The organism is Alphaproteobacteria bacterium (assembly GCA_015231795.1).
Taxonomy (GTDB): Bacteria; Pseudomonadota; Alphaproteobacteria; order Rhodospirillales; family WMHbin7; genus WMHbin7.
This window is the reverse complement of sequence record JADGAX010000002.1, coordinates 178,417-201,651: the sequence shown is the minus strand read 5'-3', so window position 1 is coordinate 201,651 and position 23,235 is coordinate 178,417. Positions and strand designations below refer to the sequence as shown.

Genomic DNA, 23,235 nt, shown 5'->3' with positions numbered 1-23,235 from the left:
AAAGAGAAGCGGACGATGAAAAAAGCATGATAGGTATCCACCATATTTCCTATGCCTGTGGAAGCGAGCGAAAAAGCAGCGACCAATTGGCGACGGAGCAAGGTTTCTCCTCGGAGTTTCTGAAAGAGAAGCTTGGAATCCACAGCCGCCCAATTGTGGCAGAGGACGAAACAACTGCTGTCCTTGCTGTTAGAGCGGCACGCAAGCTTCTTCAAGAAACAGGTACGCCCGCGCAGGAAATTGACGCTCTGGCCGTCGTCACGCAAACGCCGGATCACTTGATCCCGCATGTTTCCGCGCTGCTGCACGCAGCCCTTGGATTTCGCAAGGATGTAGCAGCCTTTGACATTGGACTTGGCTGCTCGGGATTTGTCTATGGTCTTGGCCTTTTGCTGCCAGCCATGTCGGCACACGGCTGGAAGAAGGCTATACTGATAACGGCGGACACATATTCTCGCCTGATCGATCCAAAGGACCGGGCGACCGCACCCTTGTTTGGCGATGCAGCAGCCAGCTCTTTGTTGTGTGACAATCCACGCTTTACAGTTGGAAGGACAACCTTTGGAACGGCTGGCGACAAACATGCCGCTCTGACTGCGCTGGGAACTGGCGCGGCGCCCGTCGAAAGAAGGCCGCTCTTCATGGATGGCAGGGAAATATTCAACTTCACCATGGAGCAAGTACTAAGCGATATTCGGCGTTGTCTTGAGATAAACCAGCTTGCCAGCCAAGACATCGACCTTTGGGTTTTTCATCAAGCGAACCGCTATATCCTCGAGGCTATGGGCGCCGCCCTAAAAATTCCCTTAGACCGTCTGGTTGTCGACGTTGCAGAATTCGGCAACACGACATCTTCTTCCATCCCCATTGCCCTGGCCCGGCTCGATGCAACACGCCTTAGGAGCGCGAGAAGAATTCTTATCGCCGGCTTTGGCGTAGGTTTGTCTTGGGCCTCTACGATCCTGACATCCTACGAGGGACAGGCTAAACAGTAAAGACAAAGCACATGCTGGCACTTTCACGGTCCTTGTCCGTCTGATAGCTCAGCTCAGCAATCGAGGTTGCGGTGCCCCCCTCTCTTTTAATTTCGTGCCCGAGCACTGAAATCGAGAAGGTCCTGTCGACAACATCGTTATCCATCGGCACCCTTAGCCCCGCAATAAATCCAAGGCGAATGGCGCCGATGCCAGGAACCGTTTCCTGATGGATCGCCTTATTCGCCGCGACAAGCGCAGAAAACAAATGCCAGCCTTTTGACAAGCCGCATGCTTCGGCAGTGCCCGTATAAGGCGATTGAGCCATCACGCCACACAGCAGGCTTTGGCCAAATTCTCCAGTCCTGCGCTCATGAATGGGAGTAGACGGATCTGGAAGAAATAAGGCGGAATAACCAGTTCCGTCCACATTGAGAGCCATGACCATGCTGGAGTTAACCGCAAGCTCATCTGCGCCATCGTCTTTGAGCAAGATAAAGAACCCATCGCAGACCACCTCCTGCGGGAACTTAACGTGCCGGACCTTGACGTTGCTGCCAAAGGAAGAGAGTCCAAGCAACTCAATCGCCTGGCTTGCCATAACGGCACCCTGCACATAATTCCTCGAGCCTTCGAACCACATGCTTGAGCGATGGCTGGCAATCACCCATTCAGGCTGGAAGCCGCAAGGGAGAAGATGAGACTGCGCGGGGAATTGAGAAGACGTTATCACAAAAACTCCCTGCACCAGCGTTCAAAGTAAATCAGCGACCAGATCAACAGGCGGCGGTTTTCCGTTCCGGATAGGTGCTCATTGACAAGAGAGCAAACTGTATCTTTATCGAGAAACTCCGCATACCTCTGAGGGCCTTCCAACAAGAGCCGACGGACGTAGTCGATGCTCTCGCCCCTAAACCAACTGGCATCCGGAGCGGAAAAACCCTGTTTCGCTGCGCTACGCACTTCCTCGGGAACGTAGCGACCGAGAACTTCCCGCAGGAGCAACTTTCCATCATGTGTCCTCTGGAAGAATATGTCGTTCTTCCGTCCTGAAATATTCTCATTAAGTCTGAAGTTGAGCGCGCCTAGGTTTGCAAGCTTGTAGCGAACTGGAAGCCGCATGGCGAATTCGACGAGATCATTGTCAAGAAAGGGAACACGAGTTTCTAGACCAAAGGCCATGCTCAGCTTGTCCTCAACCGAAAGCAGGCCATGAAGGAAAGTTTTACATTCAAAATACAAAGAGTGGTTGATGTAGTCTTCCGGTCGATCCAACGGTCCGACATTGTTGCGAAATACGCCGCGGAAAATTTCACGAGCATCGACGGATTTTGCCTCGCCCCAAATCGGCGCGAAGAATTTCTGGGCGATACCCTGGGGGAGCAGACGTTGCCAGTATGAATAATAGTTGTCGATATAGGATGGAAAATCAGAACTCTGCGTGGCGCGATAATAGCGCCAGGGATAACCGCCAAAAAGTTCGTCGCCGCCGGTTCCAGAAAGGACGACCTTTTCCGAGCGTGATGCGAGTTTGGCTGCAAAGTAATTCGGATAGCTTTGGCCAACGCGTGGTTCTTCAAGGTAACGCACGACGCTTGGAAGCGAGCGCTCCATGTCGCCCGATTTCAGCACCATTTCATAATGCTCTGTGCGGAAAAGATACGACATGTACTCGGCTGACGCGCGCTCGTCGAAAGCCATTTCAATGCCGGAAGCCGAGCGCAAATCGAATCCGACGGTATAACTGCGCAGATTTGGCAGCATGCGGGCCGCAATGGCCGTGATGGAACCAGAGTCGGCACCGCCTGAAAGGTAGGCGCCAATATCGACGTCAGCGACAAGTTGCCGCTTTACGGCCTGTTCGAACAAATGGTCCAGTTCATCGGCAATCTCTGTTTGCGCCCGGTTATTGGAAGTGGGTTCTGCGAACAAGAAATCCCAATATTGATTGAATCGAAACATACCGGGCTGTGAATCTGCCGAAAGTCGCAACGTATGGCCGGCAGGCATCAGGTGTACGTTGCGAAACAGGGTGCGTTCAGTAAAGAAATTCTGGAAGGTAAAATATTCCGTCAGACCCTCGCGGTCTAATTCTGCGCTTAACACTCCGGAGGCCAAAAGGGCCTTGATCTCGGAACCGAACAAAAAGGTCGATCCGCTCCAAGCAACGTAAAGGGGCTTGATGCCGTAGCGATCGCGACCAAGCAGGAGCGTCTTCTCCCTGCAGTCCCAAAGTGCAAAGGCAAACATTCCATTAAGTCTATTGACGACTCGCTCACCCCAGCACAACAGGGCAATCAGGAGAACCTCGGTATCCGAGCGGCTTCGAAAAACGTAGCCAAGGTCAATTAGTTCCCGCTTCAACTCGTCATGGTTATAGATTTCACCGTTATAGATTAAGGCGAAGCGACCGCATTCAGACAGCATGGGTTGCGCCGCGGCTGGACTCAGGTCAAGGATCGCAAGTCGGCGATGGCCCATCGCAACAGGCCCATCCATCCAAACACCCTCGCCATCCGGACCGCGATGCGCGATGGCGCTGATCATGGCGGAGATATCAACCCCTGGGGGGCCGCCCTCAGGGCAGAACGCGCCTGCAATTCCGCACATCAGCCCAGAGCCTTCAGCATTTTCACAACATAAGCGTAGTCGGCCTCTACCATCCGATTGTGGAGGGGGATAGCCATCGAGTTCAAGTCACAGTCTCTTGAGGCGGGAAAATCGTCGCCGTGAATTGAGAAGGATGATTTGTAGAAGCCCAACATATGTATGGCGTGCGTTCCGGGTCTGGTGGATATGCCGCTCTCTTGCAATCTTTCCATCATCTGGTTGCGGGGCATTGGGGCCTTTGACGGATCTACGTATGTCACATAGGCCTGCCAGGCGTGACGCCCATACGTCGGCTCATCTGGCAAGCGCAACCAGTCAATACCCTCCAGCTCGCTGCGGTACCATGCGGCCCACTGTGAGCGCTCCTCTATAAAGAAATCCAACTTGCCCAGTTGGACCAGACCGATCGCTCCTTGCAAATCGGTCATGCGATAATTGTAACCCAATATGTCAAAATCGGGCAAAAGGTAGGGCCGCGGCCCTCTGTGCCGCTGCTCTTCTGAAACCGTGGCCCCATGATTGCGCATGCGGTCAATCATTACTGCCAGATCAGCATGGTTGGTTGTAACCATGCCGCCCTCTCCAGTCGTAATTGACTTCCTCGGGTGAAAGGAAAAAGACGCAACCTCGCCCAAGCCGCCAGCGAACTTACCTTGATAGGCGGCGCCGGCAGCACAAGCAGCATCTTCGACAATGCCGACATGGGCTGGGAGCGCTTCACGCAGGGCGGACATGTCGGCACATAGGCCGAAAAGATGCACGGCGATCAGTGCTTTCGTGCGTGACGTGACAAGGGGAGGTACCAATAGCGGATCAATGTTGAATGTCTTGCGATCAACGTCGCAAAAAACTGGCTTCGCTCCGCAATAGATTACTGCATTGGCAGTGGCGACCCACGTAAAGGCTGGAACGATTACTTCATCGCCAGGGCCTACGCCCAAGGCCAGAAGAGCCAAATGCAGGCCGGTCGTGCATGACGTAACCGCAAATGCATGCGCAACATGGTGCCGCTCTGCGAAGGCCTTCTCAAATGCCGCAACCTTCGGGCCTTGCGTCAACCAGCCCGACATAACTGGCTCGCGCAGTGCAAGCCACTCCTCTTCGCCTGTTGAGGGCAGGGCGATGGCGATGTTTCGCTTCACTGTCATCGCGCCTTCGCCCGTCTGGCCACAACCTCTTCCTTGTGAGCGCTCCGCCATTCAATAAGTCTCTCCAAACCTTCCTCAAGACCTACCTTGGCGTCAAAGCCAATTTCCTTGCTGGCTTGCTTGGGGCAGCCAATCCGGTTTTTCACAAATGTCAGGCCCCCCGGATTGTAAGTGATCCCGGCGCTGGAGCCTGTGATGCGAAGTAACAATTCTCCCAACTCCTTGATCGATGTACGCTTGCCCGTTCCAACGTTGTAAAAGCGGTCCACCGATTCGGCTTTCATGGCGCAGATATTCGCCGCCGCGCAGTCGCCGACATAAACGAAGTCATATGCCTGGCTTCCGTCGCCATACACGACCAAGGGTTGGCCGCGGTCGAGATTGTCTAGCATCTTCATGATTACGGCAATGTAGGCGCCCTGATAATCTTGGCGCGGCCCATAAACATTCATGTAACGAAGGCCGACATAGGGCAGGCCATAGCGATGATGAAGCGCCTTGGCCATCGCCTCGCCAGCGATTTTAGTGGCACCGTAGAAGTTCGTATTGTTGAAGGGGTGATCTTCCGTCATCGGCTCTGCGACGGCGTCACCATAAACCGAGGCGGATGACGAATATACCAGCCGTTTAACGTTGTTCTTGTAGCACCCCTCCAGCACGTTGAACGTACCGCGGATGTTAACGTCGAAGGCTGCGCGCGGAAAATCGTAGCATTGCAAAAGCCAAAGCGCGGCGAAGTGGAAGACGCCATCGGCGCCCTTGATGGCGGCCTCAAGAATGTCCGTCTGACATATATCGCCGCCCACGTCGAAGATCTTGACACGCGGGTCTTTCAAGGCGCTGGTCAAGTTCTCGTGCGTGCCTCGCACAAAGTTATCGTAGATGACAATTTCACCGACGTCCTCCGCCAGCAACTGGTCGGCAGTGTGTGAACCGATGAGACCGGCCCCGCCGATCAGAACAAGTTTTTTACCGCGAATATCCATATCAATCCCCTGTTTGTGTCTGAAGGAGCTGGGCCATCTCTACGATGGCAGCCTAATGCCGATTCGATTTAGAACGCTCACCGCAGGCAGATGCTGATCGTCAAAGTCTACCTTGAGCAAGCGAAGGGCTGATTGTTCGCCGCAGGCGACAACGACATTGCCGTCGTGAATAAGGACAACCTGCCCCGGCACCCCTGAGCAAGGCCATTCAAATAGTGAGGCGCTTTGGATGACCAGCCGCGTGCCTTTAAAGATGGTAAAGGCACCAGGATAGGGAAAAGACTGAGCGCGAATGAAGTCGTGGAGCTTGGCAGCGGGAAGGGTCCAATCGATCAATCCGTCATCAGGCTTGCGCTGGCTGCAGTATGATGCTGCTGCATGGTCCTGGGGGGTTGATTTTGCTCGACCATTAACATAGTCGATCCATAGTTTTGGCAGTGCTGCAAGCAGTTCTGCCTCGAGGCGAGAGGAAACCGAATTAATCGAGTCCTCAACTTGAACAGACGTACGCACTTGCAGAAGGGTGTCGCCGCTGTCCATGCCAGAAGTAAATCTGAAGATGCTCGATCCAACTTCATCTTCACCATTAATCATGGCCCACACGAGTGGCGCGCCGCCCCGATATTTGGGCAGCAAAGAATGATGGATTCCCAGAGCCCCTAGTGGCAGGAAATCTAGAATTGTCTGAGGAATCAGGCGATACCATCCGCAGAAGAACATGACGTCTGGCTTGACGCGTTCGATCAGACTGCGAAGATGTTCTGGGGTCGGGTCCAAATGTAGATCCAAGGACATTTCGCGGGCAAAATTTGAAAAGCCATCGAATGCAGACCGACTGTCATCTCGATCATCCAGGGAAACAATATCTGAGAAATGTTGAGGCGTTGTCTCGTAAAGTAGCTTGAGCACATTGAGGCCAAAGATTTTACTTCCGACAAAAAGGGCCGAGTTAGTCATTTGGAGAGGTCGCCAAGCGAAGCCTTGTGGAAACATTTAAGAAGCATACTTACTGCAGAACATCCATAAACTAAATCGTTAGGCGGTTGACACATTAAGCCGCTCCATTCTTTCGATATGCGGAGAGGTTGCCGATGTGCCGCTCCGCATAAATGCGCCAGTCGCAGGTGAAGCTGGCGCCACTTCGGAACCAGTGCCTCAAGTTGAACACTACTGAAAAGACTCCTGCCTTGAACGTCCGAGCCGCGCATCTTGAACTCTCTGATCCCTCAAAAAAGTGCATCACGGCAGAACTTCAAAACGAGAGGTTTTCAGCGTCTGCTAAATCTTCTTCGAACTTAGCCAAAGCTTTTCTATCTGCCACCAGTCGAGCAGACGAGGCAAAACGAAGAGCGGATTCTTCTTAAGATCGACCCCGCAAAGTTTCTCGGCAGAGGCCACAAATTCATTCAGTTCATCGATATTCGCGCCAATCAGGTATTTCACCGGGCGCCAGAAGTCATTCAGGTTCTCTGGGCAACCTTGCTCATACCAGCCCGGCGCGTCCCATCGCAGTTCAAGTTCTACAGGACCGCTGGCGGCGCCAAGGTTCAAGTATTGATTTAGGTCCCTGGAGGCTCGCACCCATTTCTCCAATTCGTCCAGTAGAGTTGCAGAGGCATACTCGCGTGTGATGGCGAAGGCGACGTCGATAGCCTCGCGCGAGTGGCGCATGATCATCTGACCGCGGAAGCGGCGCATCAGATTGTCTCCCACTTCACCCGCCAGGAGTTTGTCATAAACATGGTCCTGCGCATAATGCGCATCAGCATTCTCTAGCGTGGGGAAGAGTTCGTCAGCGCTGGCAGCCTGGTATTCCTTCAGCGTGCAATAAATCGCACCTTTTGTCTGGTGTATTCGATTCCATACTCTTTCGATGAAATCATATCGGGTTAGCCCACAAATTTCCGTCAGCTTGTGGAACACGTCAAATTGCTCGCTACAAAATGCAGCAGCAACTAGGCCCAGGCTACGGCATTCCAGATAGTCTTCGAAGGGCATGGCGTTGGTGGCGACGCCCACTTCCTCGATTTCGAAAACGCGGGCGCCCCTGTATTCTCCAAACTGCTGCGGCAGCAGACGCCATTTTGTGACGTAGCCATTCTCTTTGCGGACAGCCTGCGATGATAATTCGGTGCCCATTAGCATCATCGTCGTGTAGGGCTGGAAATAGGTGACGCCGAACCTCATCAGCTTGCGGATTCCGTTAAGATATGTCTCCTTTGTTTCTCCGGGAAGCGGCACGATCAATTCAACCGAAGTCAGCATCCTGCGGTCCAACAGTTCACGGATAAGCGCCCAATAAGCTTCTTCCGAAAGGTTGTGCCTTTTGATCGCTGACAAGGTAGGGCTGTTCATGGACTGCGTCGACGCACAGACATTCAACTTTCTGTCCAGCTTATCAGAAATGCGCAAAATGCGTTCGTATTGTGACTTCCCCGTCGTGACGTCGAAGGAATTCGGCCAACCGTAACGGGCGCGCACATTGACCAGAATGTCAGCGATTTCCTCATCCTGCTTGTACATGCCGAAGTTGGAATCGCAAATGCCCAGGGGAATGTCGGGATAAGGCGCCATTCTCGCCGCTATATATTCCATCTCATGAGCAATTCTCTGCGTAGAGTGGCGTGCGATGCCGGAATAGACGTCACTTCCCTGGACGCAATAAGTGCAGTGATAGGGGCAGCCCCGAGAAAATTCTACGGAAGGCGCCCAGGTTCCGTCAAACCACTTATCCATCAGCCCATTGAGGTACGGTGACGGAAGGAAGTCGAGCTCTTGCGGGCGCGTTGCCGCCTTACCCGCAAGCACTTCATGTAAATCCTGGCTGTAGGCCATAAGCCCATCCTGCGGATTAAGTTTCAACTGCTGAAGGCTTGTTCCACTCAGAAGCGACTTAACCAGACCAGCAACGGCCACCTCGGCTTCGAGGGGAGCGTAGAAATCGATCTGGGGATATTGCCGCAGAAACTCCTGCACTTCCTCTGGCGCATTTGGGAAATTCGGCCCTCCAGAAATTGTGACAACATCTGGCAGCCTAGCCTTGGCGTATGCAAGGCAGTGCATGGAAAGCCTTGAGTTCCAGACATAGTTTGAAGCGCCAATGACATCCGGCCGCCAAGTATCAATCTCCGCAAGAAGACTATTGGCGTCGTTGTAAAGTCGTAACTCCGTCTGCGAATCCTGGACGCAATGCTTTACCAAGGCCCCTATCAGACCGATATTCAGGGGCATGAAAATATTATGCCGCCCAAGAGTCGAGTGGGTGGGGTGAGCCAGGGCGATGCGCAGTGAAATTGCTAAGCTCCTCTAGTGACCGGTGACGAATTTGGGAATTGCGGCCATTTCCAAACCATTAAATTGACGAGAACACTAGCAAGTAAATGCTTCCAAAATGGCTTATAAATTAGAAGTTCTGATATCCTTGCTAATCCTTAGCGGTAAACTTGATATAAAAGGATTTTGGCACAAGTTCCAGCTTGTACATCAACCAAAAAAGCGGGCGAAGCCGTTCAAAGGCTTTCTTATAGGTAACGAATTCCTTATAAGAATGCCTCGGCGCCTCCATGAGCGATATAAATTCATTGTTGCTATAGCCAAGACGTTTTTTCACGAATTCCGTGATCGAGATAATATCGGGGTTCAGGTGGGGTGGAGTCGCCATTTCGGCAAGCGCCTCGTCACGGGTCATTTGTCCTGATCGCATAAGGGCGCTGCAGCCAAGAACGCGCTGGTCAATGCCGAACCTGACGGGCATGTAGTATCGGTGGTAAAAGGCTGTGAAGCGATTATCAAGATGATGGCCGCCGTACCATTGCCAGCCAAGCTCGCGCTTCATAAGCTCCATCGCTTCAGCTTTATTGTAATTCATGAAGTACAGGGGGCGCACCTTTTTGATGCGATTAACAATCATCCAGCGCAATTGACTTGAAAGCCAAAGCTGGGGAATCGTTGTCAGAGTCCTTTCGCCAAATTTGCGATGCACGCTTTGGACATACTTTGCATCCATATATAGCCAACCGAGAGGAGATATTCCCTCGGTTCTAAAGGAGTGGCCTTCGATAATATGCCGAATTCCGAACTTCGCAGCAGCATGATAGTGCGTTGCTGCTAACGCTAAATCCGTTGGCCCTTCGATATCTGGAACGCCAGCAGCGATAAATGCCCGGTAAATGTCATCATATTCCCGGTTGTTAGCGACATGCGTATAAAGGTCTACCCCCAGCGCCTCGGTGGCGTTGCGGATATTCATGGTTGCTGCAGTGGTTGTCCAGGTGTTGTCAAAATACGCCGCCAAAGGCCTAAGCCCATATTGCTTCATGCGGTAAAGCAAATAGGTGGAATCGCAGCCTCCGCTAACTCCAACCACGCAATCGTATGGCTTTCCCTTTCCAGCCCGCCTGATCTCATCGACCATTGCCGCAAGCCTGCGCTCGCCTTCTGGACCGTTGGGATATTCTTGCTCCATTTGGTCATGAAGTTTGCAGTAGCTGCAAATTCCCGAGTCATCAAACGAGATCTTTGGGACGCGGTCATCGTAAAGACACCGATTGCAGACCTGCTTGGACCCTTCTGCAGCCAAAGAAATCGGACTAACGTCCATGTTGTCCACTCAGCAGCTCAGCATCCAGCTTGGCCCGGTCGGGAAAATGGACGAGCACTCCAAATCCTTTCTTCTGATATACGACCATGCTGCCGACGGCTGCTGCCGAAGCGCCTGCGCTGCAAATGAGGGACTTGATGTCCTGAACGTTGCCTGCGCCACCGCTAGCAATAATGGGGACATCGACGGCGTCAGCCACAGACTTTACCAAGGCGAGATCATATCCTTCCCAAGTGCCGTCACGATCCATAGAGGTCAAGAGCAGTTCCCCGGCACCAAGCTGCACGGCATGCTTGGCGGCCTCAACGGGATCAGATATCTTGCAGGGCAGGCCATGAGCGGAAGCGACAACAGGTGTCTTTCCAAAACCTCTGCGAACATCAATTGATACAATGACGCTTTGGCTGCCGGAATGTTTGGCGATTTCCGTAACCAAGCCAGGGCGTTGAATAAAGCCGCTATTGACGATGACCTTCTCGACCCCTGAAGCAAAAATCCTTTTTGCTTGGTCAATGGTTGCTATTCCTCCGCCGTAACTCAGCGGCATAAAGCACTCGCTGGCCATCTCTGATATCAAGCGATAGTCTGGCGCCAGCCCTCTACGTGAGGCCAGAATATCGAGAACGACAATTTCATCGACCTCAAGTTCGTTAAAAATGCGAACTGTGTTGAGAGGCTCACCTATATAGTCGAACTTACCGAAGCGCTGTGTTTTGACAAGAGCGCCATCATGTAACAAAAGGCAGGGAATAACGCGTGAGCGCAGCACAGGGAATCCGTCAGGTTTGTGTTACGAAGCTATTGAATAATGATAGGCCGAATCGATGGCTTTTTTCTGGATGAAACTGTACGCCGAAAATATTGTCGCGCTCAATGGCGGAAGAGAAATCGATGCCGTAACTAGTTTTCGCAGAGACGTCGCCTTCGGAGTCACATTCGAAAAAGTACGAATGAACGAAGTAGTAATGTAGGTTTTGAGCGGCAGGCTCGAACAGGCGCGACCGAGGTAAGGGTGTAACGCTGTTCCAACCCATATGCGGAATGCGAAGGCGCTTGTCAGCGACTTCTGGGGGAAATCTTCTGCAAAATCCGGGTATCCAGCCAAGCCCCCTTTCCGCTCCTTCTTCGCTTCCGTTGGCGAAAAGCTGCATGCCCAGACAAATGCCAAGCACGGGCACCCGATCACCCAGAACGCGCTCTTCCAGCGCTGGCAGAAGGCCAGATTGGCGTAGGTTGCGCATCCCAGTGTCGAAGGAGCCAACACCAGGAAGAATGATTCGTTTCGCCCTTTCCAAGTCCTTGGGCCCCGTTCCGACACAAACTGGAATGTCAAGTCGGCGCAACATGTTCTCTATCGAGGCAATATTGCCGACACCATAGTCGATAATGGTTGTCAACCTAATATCATTCATGGTCTCGGAATCTCACGGGCTATCTTAGTGCTCGCCATGGTCGATCATTTCGCGCTCCGGCACGTCCCTGACGGCCTTTGCTGGAACGCCCATAACCAGCCTTCCGGGCGGAACATCTCGGGTCACGACTGAAGCTGACGCGACAAAGGCCTCGGCGCCGATTTCAACGCCCGGCAGCAGGACGGCGTTGGCGCCAATGCGGGCGCCACGGCGGATTGTCGGGCCCTTACGAAACTTAAAGCGCTCTTTTGTCCGGCCCATGAAATTGTCGTTAGCCATGACGACGCAGGGCGCCAGAAAAACATGCTCCTCGATCACGGTATCGGTGGGTATGTAAACTTGGCTTTGAATCTTGGCGTGCGAACCCACGATGACCCTGTTTTCGAGCGTCGAGCCACGGCCTACGATGACCAAGTCACCAATCACGCAGGATTCGCGCACAAATGCCTGATCGGCAATGACGGTCTTCGAGCCGATCAGTGTTCCAGCGTAAATGACAGCGCCAACGCCTACCATGGAATGATCGCCGATCCGAAGGGCGGGCAAATCCGCCGCCACTTTGGCCGTGCTGGTCGGCCCTGGGGCTGGTTTGCGTCCCAAGACCGCGTTGTCGGCAATCCGGACTCCATTGCCTATCACGACATCGGCATGAATGATGACATTATGGCCAATTTCGACGTCTTCGCCGATGCTGACGCCAGTCCCTACGATAAGATTGAATCCATGGGAAAAGCCGCTGCCGATGCTGGCGGTATGGTCAATCTGCCCTGAATCCGTTGCCATGGAGCACCTAAGCTGAGAGTGGTGAAATTGTTGATATCAAGGCCGCCCATTTTACCGCTATGGAACCAGAAACCAGAGAATGATAAAAAGGGCGCTGCGCATGCAAAAGGATAAATGATTCTATGCTTGATTGGGCAAAAAGAGTTGCAGCTGTCGTTGCCTTCGCGGCTGGCATTCTGCCGCTTGCGGTTAGACGAGCAATACTCCGTGCATTGTTGTTGATCGAATCGCGTATCGGCGCGCCAGACGCGGCGCTTAAGCGACTGTTTGCCATCGAAGACGACATTAAGCGGCTTATATCCGAGCGGGCGACGGCTTACGGCGGGGGTATCAATCCCAAACACAGGCTCACTCGCTATCATGACTTCTTCGTTGACCGAATACTGCCCAACCAGCGCGTTCTTGACCTGGGTTGCGGAATTGGGGAAGTGGCGAGATCGATCGCAAGTCGAGTTCCCGGTGCGCGGGTAGTTGGCGTTGACATGGATGAGAAAGTTCTGGCGCGAGCGCGGGAAATTGACAATCCGCCGGGACTGGTTTTTGAGAAAGGCGATGCGACAAGCGGCATTCCCGTGGGGCCGTGGGATGTGGTCGTGCTGTCCAATGTTCTTGAACATATCGAAAGGCGGGTTGAGTTCCTAAGGCAGTTGGTAGCCATGGCCAGTCCTGGTTTGCTGCTGCTTCGCGTGCCCTTGTTTGAACGTGACTGGCAAATGGCGCTTCGCCGCGAATTGGGGGTCGATTTTCGTTCTGATCCGACGCACTTCATTGAGCCTACACTAGCCGAGTTTCAAGCTGAAATGGATGCTGCTGGTCTGGAAGTAACGGAGAAAATCACGGTTTGGGGCGAGATTTGGGCGGCAGCGAAAGTCAAACAATGAAAATCGCGCTTGGTCATAAGTTGAAGTCTGGCCCTTGGGGTGGTGGCAACCGATTTTCCGCTGCGCTTGCGCAAGCCTTAACCTCACGCGGCGATCAGGTTGTGTATGGTCTGAACGATCCTGACATTGATCTGATCGTGATGGTAGATCCCAGGGCTAGGAACCCGAACGTCGCCTTCACGCCTGGACAGATTCTTCGATACCGTTTGCGACACCCTAAGACTCTCGTGCTGCATCGGATCAATGAATGTGATGAACGCAAGGGAACGCGAACGATGAACTTCAGGCTGCGAGTGGCCAACTCTCTTGCCGATCACACGGTATTCATCGGCCACTGGCTTCGTACGCTTGAGGTATGGCACAGACATTCCGGACACAGTGTCGTTCTGAACGGAGCCGACGCGCGCATATTCAATCGCAACGGTCATGTCCCATGGTCGAAAACCGGGCCAATCAAATTGGTTACTCACCATTGGGGCGCCCATGCCCTCAAGGGGTTTGACGTTTATGAACGACTAGATAGCTTGCTTGATGAGCCAAAGTGGAGAGGCACCTTTGCTTTCACGTATATTGGCAACATTCCTAAGACAGTCCGCTTTCGCAATGTGCGACTTGTGTCTCCGCTGGATGGCGAAGATCTGGCCCAGGAGTTGAAACGTCACCATGCCTACATAACGGCATCTATTAACGAACCTGCGGGCATGCATCATATCGAAGGTGCGCTTTGCGGCTTGCCGCTACTTTACCGCAACAGCGGCGCCCTGCCGGAATATTGCGATGGATTTGGCGAAATGTTCGCAGGACCCCACGATGTCGAAGAGTCGCTGCTGCGGCTTATAGATGGCTACGACAGGCATCTCGAGGCGCTTTCCGACTATAGACATAGCGCTGACGACATGTGTGCGAACTATCTGGCGCTGTTCGAGGAGCTGATGGGACAGCGAGATAAACTGATTCAGTCCCGCAAACCGCTTCGGCTGCTGCTCTATTGGCTGTTAACGCAGCTGCCGCTTTAGAGAAGGCGGCGGCAACAAAGCCCTATGACGCAAGACGGACCCAGGTCTGCCTTGCGAAATCATAGGTGAGCGTGCTTCCGCGGCGGGCAAGGCCAGCCCGGCAAAGCAATGCCCGAAATCTAGAGGCATAGCGGCCAGCCGGACACCCGCCATGCCTTGTCAAAGCTTCCTTGGCTTCCTTGGCATAGGCCTGTGCATGCGTGCCGGTAATTTGTTGGCCGTGCCTGCGAAAGGCTGCTAATGGCGTTTCAACGGTTGCTGGATCAGCCAAGTGCATAAAGCGGCACCATAAATCAAAATCGCCTGCAAATTTTAAGGAAGAATCCAGCCCCCCCGCCTTCTCCCAAAGACTGCGTCGCCAGAAGGTCGATTCTTGCTGTATCCAACCCGCCGACCACCAAGAAAAGCCTGGCAGATTTTCGCCGCGCCAGAATGACGCGGCAGTGGGCGGGATGAGACGGCGAGCTTTCAGAACGCGCCCCTTTGCATCGGTCGTCATAGGATAGGCCGAGGTAATCCATTGGATGCTGGGAAACGAGCTGAAAATTTCCTCCACGACTGAAAGCGTCCACGGCATATGCAGATCGTCTGCACCCAAATATCCCATGATCTCGCCGCTAGTCCGGGCAAAACCCTTTGCCACGGCATCGTACATGCCCTGATCGGGTTCTGATATGCAGAAGGAAAGCCTATCTTTGTAGCGGGCCAGAATGTCATGGGTGGCATCTGTCGATGCGCCGTCTACAACGCCGTATTCCAGATTGGGATGTCGCTGGTCAAGAACCGAACGAAGTGAAGCCTCAAGGAATGCCGCCTTGTTGAAGCTGGGAGTTACCAGAGAAATGCGCATCAGCTTCGAAGCCGCCTAGTTAACTTTGCGCGCTGCTCTGGAGTCGCGTAATGGTGAAGGCTGCGCAGAGTGCCCTCCCTTTTGGCAAAAACCGCGTCAACTTGGGCCAAGGCTCCATCGAGAGGTCGGTGAGAAAGACCGAAAAGATCATAAAGGACAAAGCCCTGATCAAGCATGAAGCTGACGACTTGGTCGAAAAGCGGGCCTTGCGGAAAGAAGTGAAAGAACGAGGTTTCAAGGATCACGAGTTCGGCGCGCTTCAGGACGTCTGCGGCACCCGCAAGCACTTTCAACTCGGCGCCCTGGACGTCGATTTTTAAAACAATCGCGTGGGCCTCGATAATTTGCGAATCGAGCGTGATCGAAGACACAGAACGTGGCGTTCCGTTAACGTTCGTACACTCATCCTCAAGCAGCAGGGAAGAGCCGAAAAGATCGGGATGAACATTGAGTGTCATGGAGCTGGTTTGGTCAGAAGCGACGGCAGCTATCCACCGCGCCTGAGGCAGTGTGGCGCACAAATCATTCAGGGCCTGAGTAAATTCGGACAATGGCTCGACGAGCAGCAAGGCGGCATCGGGAAATATTGCCGCGGCCCTTTTGGCGAAATCTCCGCGCCCTGCGCCTACGTCGATCACCAGATCGGGCTTGAGGCCGCAGCGCTTGGCATTGGCAAGAACGCCTTCAAGCGTCCCTCGACCTTCTATGGAAACAAGCTCGTAACCAAGCTGGCGCAGCAAGCCTAGAATCAAACATTTTATCATGTTGATTGCGCATCCTGTCCTGCCCAGGCGGAAAGCCAGCGATCAGGGTCAAACCGCAATCGGCTGCGATAGCGGATATTGCTTAGGCGGTCGCCAAGGGCCTCGGGCAACAGGGTTGACGCCAAGCGAGCCAGCGCCTCAACATCACCCGGCTTTGCCAGCCTTCCCGTAACGCCTTCCTCTATCAGTTCTGCATTTCCGCCTACATCGAACGAGGCCACCGGCAGACCCAATAGCTGCGCTTCCAAAAGCGCCATGCTGAAGTTCTCAATGAGCGTGGGAGACAGCGCTAGATTGCACGATTTGACGCGAGCCAAATTGTCGCAAACCGAAAGGTAGCCAGGCGCATGCACAGGCAGACCGACCGGCAATTTGCCCAACTGTTCAACTGTCATCGAGCCAGACAAGAAGACGCCAAAAGGTTCGGAAACAAGTTTGCATAAGCGGGCCAGCAGTTCGGGCAGTATCTTGCTTCCCTTAAAGACGCTGCCTGCCGACGGAACGTAGACCAGCTTTGCATCCGGCGCCAAGCCCATCTCGGGTCTTGGATCATGACTGATGACGTCATCAAGGCTTTCAAAGTCGATAAGATTGGGAATGACATCGACGGGACCGGAGAATCGATAAGTGGATTTGAAGCAGTCAGCCATGTAAAGGCAAGGCGCAACAACCCGGTCGACATGGCGAAGAGACAGGCTTTCAAGAAGGACGGCGCTTCGCGCGTCCAGCCTAGAATGGGCATTCAGTCCGGCCTGGTTCACGAAGCGCATGGGGTTGTGATGAGAGACCAATGTCACCCGTGCGGATTTCGGCCATTTGCCCAGAGCCAAGCCCGGACAGCCGTGATCGGGTAGGATGATTTCATCGGGCGCAAAAGCCGAAATTTCCGACTTTAATTTATATGCGCCGGGCCAGCATTCCAGGATATCGGCCGTCTGATAGGCGCGCCCGGAAGGATCAAGCAGGCGAAAGGCCAGAGCGCAGACCCGCCGGGAGATACGCTTCCAGACCAGTGGGCTGTCGCGGCGAATGGTGCCCTGCTCCGAGGGCAACGAATCAAGAAAAGAGAATCTACGCACCTCGGCGCCCGCCTTCTGCAGAAGGCCTGCCAACTGATGATGCGCCGCCGCGACGCCTCCGCCAACGGCTGGCGGGAATGCTGCGGCAACCACTGCCACCCGCCGTTTTGGATTGTTCATTGGGCGATCTTGCGCACGCGATCTGGTCTTGTGGCGGTACGCCCCAACAGGCGCAAAAGCAAGGAAATCATGGCTGCCCGCGGGGCTTGGCCAATAAAATAGCGAATCGTTGGCCCAACCGGCGCGTCAGGATGTCGCAATAGGCGCCTGGCCCATTGCACTTTGGCCCTGTCGGTGCCTCTGCGCTTCAGCAAATCTCGCATCAGCAAAATTGCCGCTGCGCCCCCTGCAGGCAATTGCTCGGGCAGACCATAATACCATGATCGCAAAAGAGCTGCCGACGTGTCGTCCGGCTCGCAACCCAAGGCGTCCTTCATGTTGGAGAGAGCAATTTTGCCGGCGGTTCGCTGTTGCTCCTGCTTTGCCACCGCCGACATGCTGGACATATGCTGACGCAGGGAAATCAATGGCGCATCCAGATTGGCGCCCTGGCCAAACTTAAGACAACGCGACCAGAGGTCGTAATCTTGAGCGAAGGTCAGAGAAGGGTCGTAAAAGCCGCTTTTCTCGATACAGCTTCGGCGCGCCATGACTGAACTGTGACAGAAAGCGTTGTGAAACAGCATCTGCCAGCGGATGGCGTCATCGTCGCAAGGCTGGCGCTGAATGCCGATGTTTCGCCCCGCTTCGTCGATCAGATGATAGGACGAGCCGAGAAGGACAACAGAAGAATGGGCGTCAAGAAAAGAAACCTGCTCAGCCAGTCGATCCGGCCTTGCCAAGTCATCCGCATCTTGTCTGGCGACATAGTCTGCGCGCGCAATTTCAAGTCCGCGGTTAAGAGAAGCCGCCAAGCCAAGCGGGCTAGGATTGCGTATCCGGATCATTCGCCTGTCCGGCCAGCCGTCCAGAATGGCCGGAGTGGCGTCCTGGGAGCCATCGTCGACCGCAATCAACTCGTAATCCGGCAGGGTTTGGGCACGCAGGCTCTCTAGCGTGCTCTGCAAATAGGAGGCCCCGTCCCTGACCGCCATGACGATGCTGACCTTGGGACTTGCGTTCATCATCCTTGTTCGAAAGCAGGCGCGCTACCGCACTTCGGGTGAAAACATCCGAAGCGCAAAAAGAAAAAGGCGGAACTAGCGTTCCGCCGCCGAACAGTCCTTGCGCACAATGTGCAGCAGAGGAACCAGCAGGATGCGATCATCATTCATCTGCTGCCGCAGATTTTCATAAGTTACATGGGGGCGCGCCGTGTCAGTGATGAGAACAGCGTCGAAATCGCCTCCCGCCGAGGACAAAACCGGCAGGCCAGCGAAGTGGCCGATGTTCTTGCCCGGTGCCAAAATGCCGGTAAGGCGGACTTCTGGAATTTCCATCGCCGACAGCACCGCCACCTCGGCCAGTTCGCCGGTGCCAGCCAGCAGCACCCTGTTCCAGCCCCGCCTTGCGCAGTAGGCCAGTTGCTCTTGACATTGGCTGCGCGCGCGACGAAAAAAACTGAAGGAATGCGACAGATACTCTGCCGTAAGCGAGGCCTTTTCCGCAAAACCGGCAGGCGTCAAGAAATAGGCATACCGGCGCGCAGGGACCCTCTGCATCTTGATGTAGCCCTTGCGCACGCATTTCTTGATGTAGGCGTTGGTTAGGCCGACGGCGATGCCCAGCTTGGTGGCGATCGACTCTTGGGAAATTGTGCCGCCTTGCTCGATTTCGGAAAACAGGTGAACCGTGGTGGCGGCGTCCGCTCCGGACGAACCATCCGACCCGGTGGGAAAAGAAAGGCCAGTGGAGGCGCTCGCCGATTCATTCATGCCGTGAACCATAATTCACTCAAGCCTTGATTGTCAAAGAGGGAATATATATCGCGCGATAACCAAATCGTGGCGTCGCCATGTGGGCGGCCGCTAACCCCTGCTCCAGGTCCAGCGAAGGACATGCGCTTCGACGCCTTCTGGATTATTGTCGGCTAAGACCGGCTTATAATTTAAGTAAACCAACAACGCCTCTGAATCTATTATATTAAAAAAGGTTGGCGCCAGCTTACATTTGTGCTGCACGAACCCGCCATTATGTTTTAATGCTAGCGAATACATACTGTGATTTTCAAAATTAGTATTATGCATTGATATAAATGCCGAACCGAAATGAAGGAGGTTGTTTCCCAGCAATCGATCTCTCCCTTCCAACCCCTCTTCGGTCAGCCGCAAACGACGTTCAACCGTGACCCCCAGATGCCGATAGCCGTCATGGCGACCGACGAGCCAGTCGCCATCCCAAAACAGCTCGGCTTTCTTTGGCCGTCGTCCCAGCCGGAAGGTTCCGAACACTTCCGCGCAATCCTCGTTGTTGACCATAATGGTCGAATGCGCCGCCGTGCCGCGAAAGTGATTGCGTAAGGGGTCTTGATAAGCATAGGTGCCGCCATTGACGATCACGCGCTCCTTGCCGACCGACATCTCAAAAGACAAAGTATCTGCATGCGCATGCGCCGTTAAATGGTCTGGGCAGCAAAGTCCTGCGTCGAAAATGACAACCATATCGCCCACTTCAAGCCTTGCATACCCGGCGTCGGGCAGCATGGGATGCGGGGCGGGTTTGCCAAAGCGGCTGTCCAGCGCGCCCAGCAATTTGGGGTCGCCCACATCGCCGTCATTGAACAAGGCTAAGCCGCCATCCGGGTGGCGCATGGTGGACAGCGCAGGCAACATGCGCAAGATGGCGTCGGAAAGCCAGGCAGGCGGAGCATCCAGAAGATCTGAAATGTCGATCAGATCGATCAGCACCTGAAGATGGTACGAGGGCGAGCGTTCGTAATGAAAGCCATCAGGCAGAATTTGCTCGTCGATCTGTTCCTTTAGCGCCGTCATCCAGCGATCACGCAGATGCGCATGCGATGGCAGGCAAGCTGCCGCTGCGATCAACCCTTTCAGATTCTTGATCAGATGATTGCCGCCGACGTCATATTCGATCATACGCGCCAGCAAATCGGCATGGGCGTCGAGGCTTGACAGAAAGGACCGTTCAAACTTCTGATCAGAACCTTCGAGTATCCATGGCGCGAATCTCAACCAAGCGAAAAGACGCAAGGACAAAGGATAGGGATGCCATGTCTCCTTGCGTGGGTCGCGGTTGCCCGCGATCCAATCCAAGATCATATCCCGCGCCGTTTGCGGCCTGTCCGCCGCCTTGAGATCGGCCAGCCATTCAAAATAATTCAGGGTAAAACGCCACAGCGCGTCCTTATCCTGTGGCGTCCAGTCGATGGGCGCCGCCAGGGCATGTTCTAGATTGAGAAGCCGAATCACGCCATCGTCGGCAATGCGCTTGCCGTTTTCGGCATTGCCCGGCCAGGGGTCGGCGGGAAAGCAAACCGGCATCTCCGCATGACCGCTCGGCATCTTCAAGAAACGCCGCTGCGTCCTGCGCAGTAGACGCCAGAAAATTTGGCTGGGCCTAAGATGGACGGCCCAACGCAGCGTCTGGCCGATGCTCACCGGTCGAAGGTCTCCTGCCAGGCCGACAGGACAAGCAAGGCCCATATTTTAAGCGAATTGTCGCGGACGCGCTCGTGCAACAGAGCGCGCACCGGCTCCCAATTGATGCCGAGGCGTTCCATGCGTTCTGGGGTCAAATAAGTGCGAACCAGCGGTCGCAAGTCGGTTCGTAGCCATTTGGCCATCGGCGGATTGAAGCCAAGTTTGGGCCGATTGACGATCTCGCCGGGAAGCAGCGATTGAGCGCAGGCCTTCAAAAGCGTCTTCTTGCCGTTGGCGAAGCGCAATTTCGCGGGGATGGCGCTGACCGCCTCGACAAGGCGATGATCAAGCAGCGGCAAGCGCAGCTCCAAGGCATGCGCCATGCTCATGGCGTCGCCGTAAGCGAGAAGGTTTCCCGGCAGGAAGGACAGTAAATCGGTGGCCTGTACGCAATCGAGAAGCGGCTTCTGCGGCAGCGATCGATAGAGATCGGCAATGGGGCGCGTGGGCGTTTCATCCAGCCCCAGCAATTGCTGTCTTTCCAGGGGCGAGAAATATTCGACCCACGAGGCATAGCGCTGCGCCGGATCGGCCGGTGATGAGAGAAACTCGCGCGCCCTTCTTAATGCATGCAGCCCGGATTGGCTTTCGGGAATCAGCGCCGCAATGTTTCGGCGCAAAAACTCGGGGATGAATTTAAGGGTGTCGTCCGCCAGCAAAGCGCCTTGATGGCGGGGATAGCCTGCAAAGACTTCATCGCCCCCATCGCCGACCAGGGCGACGCTGACTTCCGAGCGCGCGCGGCGCGACAATTCGTAGATCAGCAGGGCGGTTGGATTGCCAAAGGGTTCGCCAAAAGCGCGCACCATGGCGGGCAAGGAGTCGGCTGCGCGGGGTAGTGCTGGAAGCTCCTGATGGCGCGTGCCGACATGCTTGGCGGTCAGCGCCGCCGCCTCACGCTCGTCATACAAGCCTTCCTCGAAGGTCATGGTGAAGGAGCGGGGCGGCGGGGCCTGCCTTTCCTGGGCGGCCTCGGCCATCAGGGCGGCGATGACGCCACTATCGATGCCGCCCGATAGGAAGCAACCAACCTCGACATCCGAAACCAGGCAACCCCGAACGGCGCGGCGAAGATGCGGCATCAAATGTTCGGTGGCGTCGGCGACGGATCGGATATGGGAGTCGCCAGAAAAGCCCGGTCGCCACCATGTCCCCGTTGCCGGTTCTTGGCCCGGCTTCCAGCTTAGCCAGCAACCGGGCGGCAATTTCTTGATGCCTGCATAGATCGTGCGTGGCGCTGGCACATAAAGGCAGGCCAGATATTCGCTGAGCGCTTGTCGGTCGATTGAGATGTCGACCCCTGGAACATGCACCAAAGCCAGCAGTTCCGAGGCGAAGGCAAGGCCGCCCTTTGGCAAGGCAGCATAGAGCAGCGGCTTGATGCCGAGAGCGTCGCGGGCCAGAAACAGTTCGCGGGCTTCATTGTCCCATAAGGCAAAGGCGAACATGCCGACCAGCTTGGAAAGGGCCTGCTTGCCTTCCCGCATCATCAGGCGCAGCAAAACCTCGGTGTCGCTGGTCGATGAAAAGACTTCGCCTTGGCGTTCCAGCTCGCCGCGCAATTCCTTGTGGTTATAGATTTCGCCGTTGAAGACGATCACATAGCGCTGGCAGGGCGAATGCATGGGCTGCGCGCCGCCGTGCGACAGATCGATGATGGCCAAGCGCGTATGAATCAGACCCAGGCCGGATTGCGAATCCGTCCAGACGCCGTCGCCGTCGGGGCCGCGATGCGCCAACCGCTCGACCATCTCCTTTAGCAAAGAGGGCGTTGCGTTTGAAAGTCCGGCTATGCCGCACATGTCAGGGGGCGCTTATGGATATGTCAGCGGAAAAGATTGTAGTAGAAAATGCACCACAGGGCGCGCACGCCATCTTTCCAGCCGATCTTCTTGCCTTCCTTGTAGGTGCGGCCTGAATAGCTGATACCCACTTCGTAGATGCGGGGTTGAGGATCGAGATGCGCGATCTTGGCGGTGATTTCCGGCTCGAAACCGAAGCGGTTTTCCTTGATATGGATGCCCTGAATAATCTCGCGGCGGAATAACTTGTAGCAAGTTTCCATGTCGGTCAGGTTGAGATTAGTCAGCATGTTCGATGCCAGGGTCAGGCCCATATTGGCGACATAGTGCCAGAAGTATAGAACGCGCATTTCCTCGCTGGATCTGAAACGCGAGCCAAAGACGACATCCGCTCTGCCATCCAGGATGGGCTTCAAAAGCCGGGGATATTCCGCCGGGTTATATTCCAAATCGGCATCCTGCACCAGAACCACGTCGCCGCTAGCCTGTGCGAAACCAGTGCGCAGCGCGGCGCCCTTGCCCTGGTTTGCGCCGTGCTCAAGCACGCGAATTTCAGGATGCTTGGCGGCTAATTGCTTGGCGATGGCGACAGACCTATCGCGCGAACCATCATCGACGATCAGCAGTTCGCGCTCCATGCCCGACACGTCAGCTGCAAACACGCGCTGGACAATGGCTTCCAGCGTCGCCTCTTCGTTGTAACAGGGAATAACGATGGACAATTTGCGCAT

At 54.7% G+C, this 23,235-nt stretch carries 21 protein-coding genes; 3 read left to right on the top strand and 18 right to left on the bottom strand.

Annotation, left to right across the window (positions count from 1 at the left end):
* Nucleotides 1-26 precede the first annotated feature (26 nt).
* Nucleotides 27-995 (top strand): ketoacyl-ACP synthase III, encoded by a 969-nt coding sequence (locus tag HQL44_05190; protein ID MBF0267964.1) that lies wholly within the window; start codon nt 27-29, stop codon nt 993-995.
* Here HQL44_05190 and HQL44_05185 read toward each other — a convergent pair.
* The 10 genes from HQL44_05185 to HQL44_05140 form a co-directional block, all read right to left on the bottom strand.
* Nucleotides 985-1,617 carry a hypothetical protein gene (locus HQL44_05185; GenBank protein MBF0267963.1) on the bottom strand — a complete coding sequence of 211 codons (633 nt, stop codon included), beginning with the start codon at nt 1,615-1,617 and terminating at the stop codon, nt 985-987. The two genes, HQL44_05190 and HQL44_05185, sit on opposite strands and share 11 nt — an antisense overlap.
* A gap of 86 nt (nt 1,618-1,703) precedes the next feature.
* The gene (gene asnB, locus HQL44_05180; GenBank protein MBF0267962.1) at nt 1,704-3,584 is read right to left on the bottom strand and encodes an asparagine synthase (glutamine-hydrolyzing); all 1,881 of its coding nucleotides are present in this window, start codon (nt 3,582-3,584) and stop codon (nt 1,704-1,706) included.
* A complete protein-coding gene (locus tag HQL44_05175) occupies nt 3,584-4,732 on the bottom strand; it encodes a DegT/DnrJ/EryC1/StrS family aminotransferase (protein ID MBF0267961.1) in 1,149 nt (382 codons plus the stop codon). Before HQL44_05175 ends, asnB (HQL44_05180) begins: the two co-directional genes overlap by 1 nt.
* Nucleotides 4,729-5,718, bottom strand: a complete 990-nt coding sequence (locus tag HQL44_05170) for an NAD-dependent epimerase/dehydratase family protein (protein ID MBF0267960.1) — start codon at nt 5,716-5,718, stop codon at nt 4,729-4,731. Before HQL44_05170 ends, HQL44_05175 begins: the two co-directional genes overlap by 4 nt.
* Before the next feature lie 39 nt (nt 5,719-5,757).
* Entirely contained in the window at nt 5,758-6,675 is a 918-nt protein-coding gene (locus HQL44_05165; protein ID MBF0267959.1) for a methionyl-tRNA formyltransferase, read from the bottom strand.
* Between the two features lie 321 nt (nt 6,676-6,996).
* Nucleotides 6,997-8,949: a hypothetical protein gene (locus HQL44_05160; GenBank protein MBF0267958.1), complete on the bottom strand. Its 1,953-nt coding sequence runs from the start codon at nt 8,947-8,949 to the stop codon at nt 6,997-6,999.
* Between the two features lie 193 nt (nt 8,950-9,142).
* Nucleotides 9,143-10,318: an N-acetyl sugar amidotransferase gene (locus HQL44_05155; protein MBF0267957.1), complete on the bottom strand. Its 1,176-nt coding sequence runs from the start codon at nt 10,316-10,318 to the stop codon at nt 9,143-9,145.
* Entirely contained in the window at nt 10,308-11,087 is a 780-nt protein-coding gene (gene hisF / locus HQL44_05150; GenBank protein MBF0267956.1) for an imidazole glycerol phosphate synthase subunit HisF, read from the bottom strand. The genes HQL44_05155 and hisF overlap by 11 nt, the downstream gene beginning before the upstream one ends.
* Nucleotides 11,088-11,097: 10 nt before the next feature.
* Complete coding sequence (gene hisH / locus HQL44_05145; protein MBF0267955.1) at nt 11,098-11,715, bottom strand: imidazole glycerol phosphate synthase subunit HisH; 618 nt, start codon at nt 11,713-11,715, stop codon at nt 11,098-11,100.
* 39 nt (nt 11,716-11,754) lie between these two features.
* On the bottom strand, nt 11,755-12,513 hold the full coding sequence (locus HQL44_05140) for an N-acetyltransferase (protein ID MBF0267954.1): 759 nt from the start codon (nt 12,511-12,513) through the stop codon (nt 11,755-11,757).
* Between the two features lie 122 nt (nt 12,514-12,635).
* Between HQL44_05140 and HQL44_05135 the strand changes: the two genes are divergently transcribed.
* On the top strand, nt 12,636-13,394 hold the full coding sequence (locus HQL44_05135; protein MBF0267953.1) for a methyltransferase domain-containing protein: 759 nt from the start codon (nt 12,636-12,638) through the stop codon (nt 13,392-13,394).
* Nucleotides 13,391-14,410 carry a hypothetical protein gene (locus HQL44_05130; protein ID MBF0267952.1) on the top strand — a complete coding sequence of 340 codons (1,020 nt, stop codon included), beginning with the start codon at nt 13,391-13,393 and terminating at the stop codon, nt 14,408-14,410. The genes HQL44_05135 and HQL44_05130 overlap by 4 nt, the downstream gene beginning before the upstream one ends.
* A 22-nt stretch (nt 14,411-14,432) precedes the next feature.
* Here the strand turns inward: HQL44_05130 and HQL44_05125 are convergent, their stop codons facing one another.
* The 8 genes from HQL44_05125 to HQL44_05090 all read right to left on the bottom strand — a co-directional run bounded on the left by HQL44_05125 (nt 14,433) and on the right by HQL44_05090 (nt 23,235).
* Nucleotides 14,433-15,260 (bottom strand): glycosyltransferase, encoded by an 828-nt coding sequence (locus HQL44_05125; protein MBF0267951.1) that lies wholly within the window; start codon nt 15,258-15,260, stop codon nt 14,433-14,435.
* Nucleotides 15,260-16,000 carry an FkbM family methyltransferase gene (locus HQL44_05120; protein MBF0267950.1) on the bottom strand — a complete coding sequence of 247 codons (741 nt, stop codon included), beginning with the start codon at nt 15,998-16,000 and terminating at the stop codon, nt 15,260-15,262. The genes HQL44_05125 and HQL44_05120 overlap by 1 nt, the downstream gene beginning before the upstream one ends.
* 20 nt (nt 16,001-16,020) lie before the next feature.
* On the bottom strand, nt 16,021-17,223 hold the full coding sequence (locus tag HQL44_05115) for a glycosyltransferase (protein MBF0267949.1): 1,203 nt from the start codon (nt 17,221-17,223) through the stop codon (nt 16,021-16,023).
* Nucleotides 17,220-18,227: a glycosyltransferase gene (locus HQL44_05110; GenBank protein ID MBF0267948.1), complete on the bottom strand. Its 1,008-nt coding sequence runs from the start codon at nt 18,225-18,227 to the stop codon at nt 17,220-17,222. Before HQL44_05110 ends, HQL44_05115 begins: the two co-directional genes overlap by 4 nt.
* 75 nt (nt 18,228-18,302) lie before the next feature.
* A complete protein-coding gene (locus HQL44_05105; protein ID MBF0267947.1) occupies nt 18,303-18,977 on the bottom strand; it encodes a winged helix-turn-helix transcriptional regulator in 675 nt (224 codons plus the stop codon).
* Between the two features lie 93 nt (nt 18,978-19,070).
* Nucleotides 19,071-20,660 (bottom strand): heparinase II/III family protein, encoded by a 1,590-nt coding sequence (locus HQL44_05100; GenBank protein MBF0267946.1) that lies wholly within the window; start codon nt 20,658-20,660, stop codon nt 19,071-19,073.
* Nucleotides 20,657-22,504, bottom strand: a complete 1,848-nt coding sequence (gene asnB, locus HQL44_05095; protein ID MBF0267945.1) for an asparagine synthase (glutamine-hydrolyzing) — start codon at nt 22,502-22,504, stop codon at nt 20,657-20,659. Before asnB (HQL44_05095) ends, HQL44_05100 begins: the two co-directional genes overlap by 4 nt.
* A gap of 23 nt (nt 22,505-22,527) precedes the next feature.
* Entirely contained in the window at nt 22,528-23,235 is a 708-nt protein-coding gene (locus HQL44_05090) for a glycosyltransferase family 2 protein (GenBank protein ID MBF0267944.1), read from the bottom strand.